The sequence below is a fragment of the Bradyrhizobium sp. USDA3010 genome, assembly GCF_056429065.1.
In genome coordinates this window covers 506,895-518,526 of the sequence record NZ_JBWJZD010000002.1, presented here as the reverse complement: position 1 = coordinate 518,526, position 11,632 = coordinate 506,895, and the positions used below count along the sequence as shown (strand labels likewise).

The following is an 11,632-nucleotide window of genomic DNA, read 5'->3' as shown; positions in this document are numbered from 1 at the left end:
AAGGGCAGAATCGTATCATCGGTCATGGCGGGCGTGGTGTTCGCGGCTGAAGGTGATGGGGTTGGCTTTGCAACCGAATCCTACGCCGCATCAGCGCTTTACACCACGCTCGCCAGCCTCTCAGGCGCCTCTGACGAATAAGACGGGCTAGCGGTCGGAAACCCATGGTGCGAGGGGATGCAAGGTTCCTCTCGCAGCTCCGCCCACTCTGAGCGGCTCGCGAGCGCGTCCGCCCGGCGCGTCTGCCGTGGCGAACCGAGATTGTTGAGTAGCCAACAGGAACTGAGCCACCACTGCCGAATTAGCCTAGGTCAATTTGCGTCCCACGCAAATCACAACCGGGCTTGCACATTCAATGACACGCTCGGCTGTTCTGGTCGTCGAAGACGATTTTCTGATCCGCATGCAGGCCGCCGACATGGTCGAGGAAGCTGGGTTCCACGCTATTGAAGCTGGGAACGCCGACGACGCGATAACGATTCTCGAAGCGCGTGACGACATCCGGGTGATTTTCACCGATATCCAGATGCCCGGCTCGATCGACGGCTTGAGGCTTGTGCACGTCGTTCGCCATCGTTGGCCACCGATTGCGATCATTGCCACGTCAGCCACCGACGTAACCCTCGACGACCTCCCGGCCGGCGGTCATTTCATTGCCAAGCCGTACAGCTTCGCCGACGTCGGGATGCACCTCCGGCAGGTGACGGCTGACCAATAGTGGCGATTGCGCACCGGCGTCGCCTGGACGCCAATTGGGTGCCGCGGTTCGGCATGTGATCAATGCGCGAGAGGTCAGGATGTACGGCCTGTCATGACTCGGCTCCATTGTCGAACATGTTGCGAAAGCCTCGCGGCAGCCGCGCCTCGCCTTCAGGCTTATTGCAATGAGGACATGGCGACCCGGCCCCACAACACGTGCAGGCGTCGGGACCTGTCCATGGCTGATCCTCGTGACTCTCACAGACCCAGCGCGTGTCCTCACAAAGGATGCAATGACCGATCATGACAGCTCGGCGGACGTGCGGAACAATCGCCAGCCCAAATAGCTAAAGGTGCCGGACCATTGATGCACCAATCTGGCGCAATGAACGCAGTGAAACTTTCCACTGCGATCATTGCGATCCTGTGAGGCCTCATATGTGGCACCACAGCTCTCGCAGGAAAAATACACTGAAATATGAGGCAAACTGATCATTTGGCTGCGCTGCTCCCTGAGTGGGGCGAAAGCGCAACGGGCGTTCTCATCACCGATAGAAGCCACGGGCCGGGCGGCGATGCGGAAAGCATACGCCGATCCGGCTGGCAGCGATAGGGCCACGATCAAAAGCGATGCGGTGGACATCCGGTCTGAACACCGACGGATGTTTCTTTCGAAGCCAACACCACCGTTGAAGCGGCTTTGCGGCGACATTCGATGTCAGGGTATCCGCACCTGGCATTTCAAACACTGAAAGCAGCAGATCTCCGGATCAATGCATGCGAAGCCGGTCAGCGCGCGTACCGCTATCGCCTCTCACATAAGCATAGCCATCCGCCTGGGACAGAATAGCTACGTCGATGCTCCCGCAGCGTGGGCACTCCAGGTCTACGGTCCATCTATCGCGCGCGACCATGGGTCAATATTGCCTCGTTGGAGCGACGTTGATCAGGCTTCGGTGTCGAGCTTTGCCATGATCACGTTAATGGTGGGGCTGATTGACTGACGAAACATTGCGGCCCCGGCGCGCCAACCACGCCAGACGACCACAGCGACCAAGCAGAGAAGAAACAGCGTCACGATGACCGGCGGCACAATTCAGTCGGTCAAGCGACGTCCGGACAACGCGCACGCCCCTTCATCACCACGGCGGGAGCGTTCGTTACCCTCGGTCACCGTTAGAGGCCGCGTTGGAAGCACGGTGATAATCCACGGTACGCGCATCGTGTTTGAATAGCGAGCACTAAGGCGACTGAGCGGCACAATGCCTTGATGCTTGTGTCCATGACCTGAGGGATCGCTAGGGCTCGACGTCCGGGCGCAGGTCGGCATCGGCCGGTCGCCGCTGCTTCAGGAATCTCGCGCAGATGAAGCCGAGCACGACCATCACGGCGGCGGCGGAGACGAGCGTCGCGGTCTTGCCGGCATGTTGCAGGCCGAAGCCATAGGCGATCGGGCCGACCGTCTGGCCCATGAAAAAGAAGAACGAGTGCAGCGACAGCGCGGTGGCGCGGGCCTCGACCGACAGCTCGCTGGCGAACACCTGCAGACAGCCGTGGATCATGTAGAAGCCGAGGCCCATCACCAGGAGGCCCGCCATCTGCAGCTTCCAGTGCGGCCCGAAGGCGACGCCGACCAGCTGGATGCCGACCAGCGTTGCGCCGACGACCATCATGCCCCTCACGCCAATCAACGGCAGCAGGCGCGCCACCGTCAGCGTGTAGAGCAATCCGCCGATCGCAAAGCCCGCGATCACGACACCGGCGATCGACAGCGATGTCTCGCCGAGCTCGAACAGGAACGAGGCGATGAAGGGAAACAGTCCGAGCACGCAGCAACCTTCGATGAAGACCGCCGAATAGCAGATCCGCGCGTTCGGATTGGTGAAGATGGTGCGATAGCCGTGACGCAGCGCCTTCAGGCTGGTGCGCGGCGGACGGTTCAGCGCGGCGCCGCGGAAGCCAGCCGCAACCGCCAGTGCTACGATGATCACGAGGCCGCCGAGCACGGCGAGCACACCGCGCCAGCCGAGGAAATCGCCGATCAGGCCGGAGGCCGTCGCGCCGAGCAGGTTGCCGGTCATCGAGCCTGCGAGCGTTCGCCCGATTGCAAGCTGCCGCTTGTCGGGACCGACGAGATCGCTGGTCAGCGAGAGCGCCACCGGAAACACGCCGCCCGAGCCGATGCCGGCGAGGATGCGGGTCACGAACAGCATCGGAAACGAGGTCGAGAGTGCGCCAAGGATGTTGGCGACGCCGAGCAGCCCAAGGCAGATCGTCATCAACCGCGCCTTGCCGAACAAATCGGCGGCGGCGCCGATCGCCGGCTGGACCGCAGCGAAGGTGAAGGCGAACACCGCGGCAAAGCTCGCCGCGGTCGCGATGCTGACGCCAAAATCCTCCGCGACATGCGGCAGCACCGGATCGAGCGCGCGCACCGACAGGCTCGCCGCGAAGGTCGCCAGCGTGATGACGTTGAGGGCCGGCGGCATGCCGCTCGTTGCGGTCATGTCGTTGTCCGCCGGTCAGGCTGCCGTCTTGGCGAGCGCGTCGAACTGCATCAGCCGCTTGACGAGAGATTCGAAGTCGCGGAGCGGCACCATGTTGGGGCCGTCGGACGGCGCGTGATCCGGATCGGGATGGGTCTCGATGAACACGCCGGCAACGCCGACCGCGACTGCGGCGCGCGCCAGCACCGGTACGAATTCGCGTTCGCCGCCCGAGGACGTGCCCTTGCCGCCCGGCTGCTGCACCGAATGGGTGGCGTCGAAGATCACAGGCGCGCCGGTGGTGCGCGCCAGGATCGGCAACGCGCGCATGTCTGACACCAGCGTGTTGTAGCCGAACGACGCGCCGCGCTCGGTGACCAGCACATTGGCATTGCCGGCGCCGGTGATCTTGCTGACCACGTTCGCCATGTCCCATGGCGCCAGGAACTGGCCCTTCTTGACGTTGACGACCTTGCCGGTCGCAGCCGCAGCCAGCAGGAGATCCGTCTGACGGCACAGGAAGGCCGGGATCTGCAACACATCGACCGCCTGCGCCGCCTCAGCGCACTGGTCGGGTTCATGCACGTCGGTCAGCACGGACAGCCCGAGCGAAGAACGGATCTCGGCGAAGATCGGCAGCGCCTGCTTCAGCCCGATGCCGCGCGCGGCCGACGCGCTGGTGCGGTTCGCCTTGTCGAACGAGGTCTTGTACACCAGACCGATCTTGAGCCTTGCTGCGATCTCCTTCAGCGCGGACGCCACTTCAAGCGCATGCGCCCGGCTCTCGAGCTGGCAGGGACCGGCGATGATCGAGATCGGCAAGGCGTTGCCGAATTTCGCCGATCCGACGGCAACGATCGGCGCGGCGGCTGGCGCGGAAACCTGATTTGTCAAAATGCTGCATCCTTTTGCCGGCGACCATGCAATCCCGCGCGGGAGGGATCAAGCCATCCTGCACGATGAGGGGGTTGCGCTGACGCCGTGGGTGCGCCCTGCTATCACAATCCTGCCCCAACCGCTCCTATAAGTTGTTGCGGAACGGATTCCCATGAGGAACGAAATGCGCATCTCGGTCGTGATCGGAGCTGTCGTCGTCCTGTCGGCGATGTCGGGTCTGGCATATGGCCAGGCCAGCAGCCAGCCCGGAGTGGTCACCGGCGGCGCCGCAGGCGTCACCGTCAACGGCAAGCCGGCCGCGCGCAGCGGCGACACCACCAGCAATGGCGGCCCACTCGTCGAGGGCGTACCCAACGTCCTGATCAACGGCAAGCCGGCCGTGGTGATGGGCGATCGCACGCATTGCGGCGGCAAAACGACCTCAGGCAGCCACGGCGTCTTCATCAATGGCAAGCCGATGGTCCGCGAGGGCGATCAGACGTCGGGCTGCCCGCAATAGCCGCACCGGGGGTCTGGCGCGACGACGTCTCGCCATCGCGCCGCTCAACTCCGCGCCGGCGTCACTTGACCGACGAAAACGCGGTCGGCACCAACAGCTGGTTGACGATGTTGAGGACGATCTGGCCGTCTTCCTCGGTCTTGGCGCGCGCGGCGATCCATTCCGGATCGGTCGCGAATGCGGTCCATTTCTTCTCGCGCTCGGCGAGCGATTCCCAGGCCAGCAGATAGGTCAGGTCCTGGTTGGATTCGCCGACCAGCGTCGTGAAGAAGCCGGCCTGCCTGATGCCGTGCTTGTCCCAGAGCTTCAGCGTGATGGTCTCGAAGCGCTTCAGCAGCGCCGGCAGCCGTCCCGGTAGGCAGCGATAGACGCGGGTCTCGTAGATCATTGGCAGTCCTCCTAGATCCTGTTGTGCGGGCGGTTATAGCCAGCACCTTCCGGACTGTCTTGAGGGGGCGGCAACATGGCACCCCTGCCCATCGCAAGCGGCCATTTCCGCAATGTTGTTGCAATGTTACTTGCCCTACAACCGGCCGTACGGGAACTGGACCCAAAAGCACATGCGGATACTGCTGGTTGAAGACGAGGCCGAAATGGCGGCGGCGCTGTCGCAGGCGCTGAAAGGCTACGACATGGTCGTCGATCATGTGCCGACCCTTGCCGAGGCCGAGGAAGCGATTTCCGCCGACGTGCATGGCGCCGTCCTGCTCGACCGCCAGCTCCCCGACGGCGACGGCCTCACGCTGATCCCGAAGCTGCGCGCCAAGGCCGACGGCGTTCCGATCATCGTGCTGACGGCGCGCGGCGATCTCGCCGACCGCATCACCGGCCTCGACAGCGGCGCCGACGACTATCTGGCCAAGCCGTTCGCGGTCGAGGAGCTGTTGGCGCGGCTGCGCGCCGTGCTGCGCCGTCCCGCCGGCGTGCAGTTCGAAATCATCAAGGCCGGCCGGATGACGTTCGACTGCAGCCATCGCGAGGCCAGCGTCAATGGCCGCCCGCTCGAGCTGCCGCGGCGCGAGCTGCTGGTGCTGGAGACGCTGCTGCGCCGGATGGGCCGCACCGTGCTGCGCGCGACGCTCGAGGAAGCCGTCTACAATTTCGAGGATGAGATCCAGTCGAACGCGCTCGATGCCCACGTCTCGCGGCTGCGCCGCAAGCTCGCCGACTCCGATGCCGGCGTCGAAATCCACAGCATCCGGGGCGTGGGCTACCTGCTGAAGCAGGTATCATGAGCGAACCCGCCGATCACTACTGCCTCCGCTCGCAACTGAGCTGGCGGTTGGTGACGCTTCAGGCGCTGCTGCTCGCTATGCTGATCGTCTGCCTGATCAGCGCGCTGTGCGCCACCGGTTTCCTGATTGTTCCGCGCGACGAGGATCACGTCATCTCCATCGTGCAGAACGCGATCGCGCGCGATGCGCAGGGCAATCTGGTGTTGCGCCCGACCGCCGACCTCAAGCAGCTTCGCGAGAACACACCGGACCTCTGGTTCCTGGTGCGCGACCGGCAAGGCCATTCGCTGTCGGAAGGCGCAGTGCCGCCCGAATTCGCCAAGATCGGCGATGCACTGGACCAGATCAGCCAGGCCAGGCTCGGCTGGCAGATGTTCGAGGACGATCCGCGCAAGCCACCGGCGCGGCTGAAACGCGTCAATTCCGACGCCGGCCCCGTGCAGGTGCTCACAGCCACGCAAGGGCCAACGTCGAGCGTCAAGGCAGCCCTCGCCACGACGCTGGCATTCCTTGCCATTGCCCTGCCCGGCCTGTTGCTGATGGCGTGCGCCACCTTCATCGCGACGCCGATGGTGGTACGGCGCGCGTTTGCGGGCATCGACTCCACGGCCGACGAAGCCCGCCGGATCGATTTCCGCCAGCGCGGCAGCCGGCTGTCGGCCGACCATTTGCCGCTCGAGGTCGCGCCGCTGGTGAGCGCCGTCAACGATGCGCTGACGCGGCTCGACGACGGCTATTCGCGCCACCAGCGCTTCGTCGCCGACGCCGCGCACGAATTGCGCACGCCGATCGCGATCCTCAACACGCGGCTGGAGTCGCTGCCGTCAGGGCCGGAGAAAACCCGCCTGCTCGAGGACTCGGCACGGCTTGCGACATTGGCCGAGCAGCTGCTCGACATCCAGCGCTTCGACCAGTGCCGCAATCCGTTCGGCCGCGTCGATCTCGTCGCGGTCGCGCGCAATGTGGCCGCCGACCTCGCGCCGCTCGCGATCGCGGCCGGTTACGAATTGTCGCTCGAAACCGCAACCGATCGGGTCGAGACGCTGGGCGACCGCGCTGCGCTCGAGCGTGCGCTGACCAATCTCGTGCAGAACGCCATCCAGCATGGCGGCCGCCGCGGCACCATCACCATCCATGTCGGCAGCGCCGCGACGATCGACGTGACCGATGAAGGCAACGGCATTCCGAAGGATGAGCGCACCCGGATCTTCGATCCGTTCTATCGGCTTGCACCGCTCGATCGCGGCGCCGGCCTCGGACTCAACATGGTGCGCGAGATCGCAAGACTGCACGGCGGTCACGTCTCCGTGCTCGATGGCCCGAAGGGTGGCGCGAGCTTCCGTCTCACATTACCGCCGGCGCCGTTCGCATCGTGATGCCACAGCTTTTTTCGAGCGAAGCCTGTCCCGGACTTGATCCGGGATGGGCACCGGTTCGCGTGAAGAAAACGCATCAAAGCTGGAATCTGGAGCCCGTTCCGATTCAATCCGAACGGGCTCCCGCATCATCGCGCAATGTTGTCGCAATGCAGGCCCCGCAAAGAAGAGAACGCGCCGCGCAATCGAGTCGAGGCGCGGCGACACTTTGCTGGGAATCCCAATGTCACATGATCTCCTGTCTTTCTTCACGGCGTGGATGGCAGCTCCTGGCCGCGTCGGCGCCATCGCGCCCTCGGGCACAGCGCTCGCCGAACTGATCACGCGCGACATCAGCGCCAAGACCGGTCCGGTGCTGGAGCTCGGTCCTGGAACGGGCGCCTTCACCTATCAACTGCTCAAGCGCGGCGTGCGCCAGCAGGATCTCACGCTGATCGAATACGGTTCGGATTTCATGCGGCTGCTGCAGCTCCGCTTTCCCGGTGCGCGCGTGCTGTGGATGGACGCCGCGCGGCTGGCCTCGGAACGGCTGTATGAGGGCGCGCCGGTCGGCGCCGTGGTCAGCGGACTGCCGCTGCTCAACATGTCGCCGCGCAAGGTGATCTCGATCGTCAGCGGCGCCTTCAGCTACATGCGCCCCAATGGCGCGTTCTATCAATTCACCTACGGCATGCGCTGCCCGGTACCGCGACCGATCCTCGACCGGCTCGGTCTGCGCGCCACGCTGGTCGATCGCGCCATCCTCAACGTGCCGCCTGCCGCGGTCTACCGGCTGACGCGACGCCCGCAATACAAGCTCATCACGCGCGACGTCACCCCCGCGGCCGATGCAGGCGTCTCACCGATCAAGAAGGAACGCCGGGCCAGCAAGGACTGCGCTGCAGTGTGACGGCGCAGCTGATGGCCGCTTACATCAGCCGGCTCTGCTTCGCCGCCGCCTCGATGAACGACGCAAACAGCGGATGCGGCTCAAAGGGCCGCGACTTCAGCTCGGGGTGGAACTGGACGCCGATGAACCAGGGATGGTCCTCGTATTCGACGATCTCCGGCAGCACGCCATCGGGCGACATGCCGGAGAAACGCAGGCCGTGCTGCTCGAGGCGGTCCTTGTAGGCGGTGTTGACCTCGTAGCGATGGCGGTGCCGCTCCGAGATCTCGGTCGCGCCGCCATAGACCTGCGAGACGCGGCTGCCGCGGTTCAGCGCCGCGGGATAGGCGCCGAGCCGCATGGTGCCGCCGAGGTCGCCGCTCTGCGAGCGCTTCTCGAGTTCGTTGCCGCGCAGCCATTCGGTCATCAGGCCGACCAGCGGCTCGTTGGTCGGGCCGAACTCGGTCGAGTTGGCCTCCTCGATGCCGACCAGATTGCGCGCCGCCTCGATCACCGCCATCTGCATGCCGAAGCAGATGCCGAAATACGGCACGTCACGCTCGCGCGCGAACTGCGCCGCGCGGATCTTGCCCTCGGCGCCGCGCTGGCCGAAGCCGCCGGGCACCAGGATGCCGTTGACGTGCTCGAGGAACGGCGCCGGGTCCTCGTTCTCGAACACCTCGCTCTCGATCCAGTCGAGATTGACCTTCACCTTGTTGGCGATGCCGCCGTGCGAGAGCGCCTCGATCAGCGATTTGTAGGCGTCCTTCATGCCGGTGTACTTGCCGACGATCGCGATCGTCACCGCGCCTTCCGGATTGCGGACGCGCTCGTTGATGACGTTCCAGCTCTGCAACGCCGGCGGAATCTTCGCCGTGATGCCGAACGCGGCCAGCACCTCGTCGTCGAGGCCGGCGGCGTGATAGGCCTCCGGCACGGCGTAGATGTTGTCGACGTCGCGCGCCTCGATCACGGCGCTCTCGCGCACGTTACAGAACAGGCCGAGCTTGCGCCGCTCTTCCTTCGGGATTTCACGGTCGGTGCGGCACAGCAGGATGTCCGGCTGGATGCCGATCGAGCGCAGCTCCTTGACCGAGTGCTGCGTCGGTTTTGTCTTGAGCTCGCCGGCACTTGGAATGTACGGCAAAAGCGTCAGGTGAATGTAGACGGCGTGATCGCGCGGCAGCTCGTTCTTGAGCTGACGGATCGCCTCGAAGAACGGCAGGCCCTCGATGTCGCCGACGGTGCCGCCGATCTCGACCAGCACGAAATCGTACTCGTCGTTGCCCGACAGCACGAATTCCTTGATCGCGTTGGTGACGTGCGGGACCACCTGGATGGTGGCGCCGAGATAATCGCCGCGGCGCTCCTTGGTGATGATGTCCTGGTAGATCCGCCCGGTCGTGATGTTGTCGGCCTTGGTGGCCGGACGACCGGTGAATCGCTCGTAATGGCCGAGATCGAGATCGGTTTCGGCGCCGTCGTCGGTCACGAACACTTCGCCGTGCTGATACGGCGACATCGTTCCGGGATCGAGGTTGAGATAGGGATCGAGCTTGCGAAGGCGGACTTTGTAGCCTCGGGCCTGCAGCAGGGCGCCGAGCGCCGCCGATGCCAGACCCTTTCCGAGCGAGGAGACCACGCCGCCGGTGATGAATATGTACCGCGCCATGGGGCTTTACCTTTAAGCCGACTCCAGCGATTCGCAAAACGAATCAGCTGTTCCCGGCAAACATTCCACCGGGCTGTGGGTTACATTAAATTGGAAGCGATTTCAGAGCATTGATGGGGATTTTTGATGCAGGATGCCAGCGCCGCATCCTGCATGGCGCCCCTGCTTTATTGCGACCGTGGTGCCTGCGGGCCGCTCGGAGCCTGCTGCCCCTGCTGCTCGTCGGTCTTCTTCAGCGAATCGAGGATGCCGCCGGAGGTCGGTGCAGTGATCGGCGCGCCGCCGGCGGGCTGGGTCTGCGCCGGTGCGCCGGTGCCAATGATCGAGCTCGGCTTGCGGTCGTAGCCCGCATACCAGGACAGGAACAGGCTGGTCAGGAAGAAGCCGGCCGCGAGGATCGCGGTGGTCCGCGACAACAGATTCGCGGTGCCGCGGCTCGACATGAAGCCGGCGCCGCCGCCCATGCCAAGGCCGCCGCCTTCGGATTTCTGTAGCAGTACAGCGCCGATCATGACGGCGACGATCATGAGATGGATAATGATAACGACAGTCTGCATCGCAAGCCTTCCGTCACAAGCCCCCAAGCGGCCAGATAAACGGCGCTATCGGCTTTGCGGTTTTTCGTGAAGTCGCGCCCTGTTACACGATTGGACCGGGCATTGTCACCCCCGAGATAGTCGCAATGGCTGACATCACAAGCTGCCTCGGCTGCGCTTGCCCCGGCCTTGATCGGAACCGGCTCCTTCCATTATAATAGACAAATGGATACTTTGATAGACGACCTGAGCCACCGCTTGGCGCAGCGGATCCGGCTGGAGCGCGACGGGCGTGGCTGGTCGCTGGCCGAGCTTGCCGAACGCTCCGGCGTCTCGAAGGCGACGATCAGCAAGATCGAGCGCGCCGAGGTCAGCCCGACCGCGGTCGTGCTGGTGCGTCTCGCCTCAGCCTTCGACCTCACTCTGGCCGGCCTGATGTTGCGCGCAGAAGGCCAGGGCGAACGGCTGTCGCGCGCGGCCGCGCAGCCGATCTGGAGCGATCCGGAAACCGGCTATCTGCGCCGCCAGGTGTTCAGCCGTCCCGATCATCCGGTCGAGCTGGTGCGGGTGGAAATGCCGGCGAGACAATCCGTGACCCTGCCCGCCTCGTCCTACGCCCATATCCGCCAACTGGTCTGGGTGCTGAGCGGTAGCCTGGTCATCACCGAGGGCGGCGCACGCCATGTGCTCGGCGCCGGCGATTGCCTCGGCTTCGGGCCGCCCGCTGAGACCACCTTCGCCAACGAAACCAACGCCGGCTGCACCTACGTGGTCGCCCTGGCCCGGAGCTGATGCATGTCGCACTTCACCATCAAGCCGCTCGAGGACGAGCCGGACCTGCGCAACGCACTCGGCGCGCTGCTGATCGAGACCGTCGCATGCGGCGGCTCGGTGAGCTTCATGCATCCGCTGCCGTTAAGCGACGCGAAGGCATTCTGGCAGGACTCGCTTGGCGCCGCGGCGCGCGGCGAGCGAGTAGTGCTCGGCGCGTTCGACGGCGACAGCCTGATCGGCACCGTGACGCTGCTGCTGAAGCTGCCGCCGAACCAGCCGCATCGCGCCGAGATCGCCAAGATGATGACGCGCGTGAGCCACCGCAACCGCGGCGTGGCGACGGCATTGCTGCGCGCCGCCGAGCAGCTGGCGATCGCGCACGGGCGCACACTGCTGGTGCTCGACACCGCCGTCGACGACGGCGCCGCGCCGCTTTACGAAAAGCAGGGATTTCAGTTCAGCGGGATCATCCCCGATTACGCGTTGAAGCCGCATGGCGGCCTCACCGGGACGATGATCTACTGGAAGCGGATCGGGACGGCTGCGGCCGCGTAACCTGAATCCGTCATTGCGAGGAGCGAAGCGACGAA

At 64.8% G+C, this 11,632-nt stretch carries 13 protein-coding genes; 7 read left to right on the top strand and 6 right to left on the bottom strand.

Translation table 11 applies throughout. The features are described 5' to 3' along the window. Positions 1–355 precede the first annotated feature (355 nt). Complete coding sequence (locus AC066Y_RS05510; RefSeq protein ID WP_478272983.1) at positions 356–718, top strand: response regulator; 363 nt, start codon at positions 356–358, stop codon at positions 716–718. 282 nt (positions 719–1,000) lie between these two features. On the opposite strand, the gene AC066Y_RS05505 is transcribed toward AC066Y_RS05510, so the two are convergent. The 3 genes from AC066Y_RS05505 to kdsA form a co-directional block, all read right to left on the bottom strand. After that, positions 1,001–1,411: a hypothetical protein gene (locus tag AC066Y_RS05505; RefSeq protein WP_478272982.1), complete on the bottom strand. Its 411-nt coding sequence runs from the start codon at positions 1,409–1,411 to the stop codon at positions 1,001–1,003. Between the two features lie 586 nt (positions 1,412–1,997). Next, positions 1,998–3,206: an MFS transporter gene (locus AC066Y_RS05500; protein WP_478272981.1), complete on the bottom strand. Its 1,209-nt coding sequence runs from the start codon at positions 3,204–3,206 to the stop codon at positions 1,998–2,000. Positions 3,207–3,221: 15 nt separating this feature from the next. After that, positions 3,222–4,079 carry a 3-deoxy-8-phosphooctulonate synthase gene (gene kdsA, locus AC066Y_RS05495; RefSeq protein ID WP_478272980.1) on the bottom strand — a complete coding sequence of 286 codons (858 nt, stop codon included), beginning with the start codon at positions 4,077–4,079 and terminating at the stop codon, positions 3,222–3,224. Positions 4,080–4,233: 154 nt separating this feature from the next. Here kdsA and AC066Y_RS05490 point away from each other — a divergent pair, with 154 nt between their 5' ends. Continuing rightward, positions 4,234–4,581 (top strand): PAAR domain-containing protein, encoded by a 348-nt coding sequence (locus AC066Y_RS05490; RefSeq protein ID WP_478272979.1) that lies wholly within the window; start codon positions 4,234–4,236, stop codon positions 4,579–4,581. 61 nt (positions 4,582–4,642) lie between these two features. Here the strand turns inward: AC066Y_RS05490 and AC066Y_RS05485 are convergent, their stop codons facing one another. Beyond that, positions 4,643–4,969 carry an NIPSNAP family protein gene (locus AC066Y_RS05485; RefSeq protein WP_478272978.1) on the bottom strand — a complete coding sequence of 109 codons (327 nt, stop codon included), beginning with the start codon at positions 4,967–4,969 and terminating at the stop codon, positions 4,643–4,645. 172 nt (positions 4,970–5,141) lie between these two features. Between AC066Y_RS05485 and AC066Y_RS05480 the strand changes: the two genes are divergently transcribed. From AC066Y_RS05480 to AC066Y_RS05470, 3 genes are all read left to right on the top strand, one after another. Beyond that, positions 5,142–5,816 carry a response regulator gene (locus AC066Y_RS05480; RefSeq protein ID WP_478272977.1) on the top strand — a complete coding sequence of 225 codons (675 nt, stop codon included), beginning with the start codon at positions 5,142–5,144 and terminating at the stop codon, positions 5,814–5,816. Continuing rightward, positions 5,813–7,192 carry a sensor histidine kinase gene (locus tag AC066Y_RS05475; protein ID WP_478272976.1) on the top strand — a complete coding sequence of 460 codons (1,380 nt, stop codon included), beginning with the start codon at positions 5,813–5,815 and terminating at the stop codon, positions 7,190–7,192. Before AC066Y_RS05480 ends, AC066Y_RS05475 begins: the two co-directional genes overlap by 4 nt. Positions 7,193–7,415: 223 nt before the next feature. After that, positions 7,416–8,081, top strand: coding sequence for a class I SAM-dependent methyltransferase (locus tag AC066Y_RS05470; RefSeq protein WP_478272975.1), 666 nt, complete (start codon positions 7,416–7,418; stop codon positions 8,079–8,081). 19 nt (positions 8,082–8,100) lie between these two features. On the opposite strand, the gene AC066Y_RS05465 is transcribed toward AC066Y_RS05470, so the two are convergent. Further along, entirely contained in the window at positions 8,101–9,732 is a 1,632-nt protein-coding gene (locus tag AC066Y_RS05465) for a CTP synthase (RefSeq protein WP_076857637.1), read from the bottom strand. Between the two features lie 167 nt (positions 9,733–9,899). After that, on the bottom strand, positions 9,900–10,289 hold the full coding sequence (gene secG / locus AC066Y_RS05460; RefSeq protein WP_478272974.1) for a preprotein translocase subunit SecG: 390 nt from the start codon (positions 10,287–10,289) through the stop codon (positions 9,900–9,902). A 204-nt stretch (positions 10,290–10,493) separates the two neighbouring features. Between secG and AC066Y_RS05455 the strand changes: the two genes are divergently transcribed. Together AC066Y_RS05455 and AC066Y_RS05450 are read left to right on the top strand one after the other, a co-directional pair. Further along, positions 10,494–11,060, top strand: coding sequence for a helix-turn-helix domain-containing protein (locus AC066Y_RS05455; protein WP_478272973.1), 567 nt, complete (start codon positions 10,494–10,496; stop codon positions 11,058–11,060). Positions 11,061–11,063: 3 nt separating this feature from the next. Then, positions 11,064–11,597 carry a GNAT family N-acetyltransferase gene (locus AC066Y_RS05450; protein ID WP_478272972.1) on the top strand — a complete coding sequence of 178 codons (534 nt, stop codon included), beginning with the start codon at positions 11,064–11,066 and terminating at the stop codon, positions 11,595–11,597. Positions 11,598–11,632 lie beyond the last annotated feature (35 nt).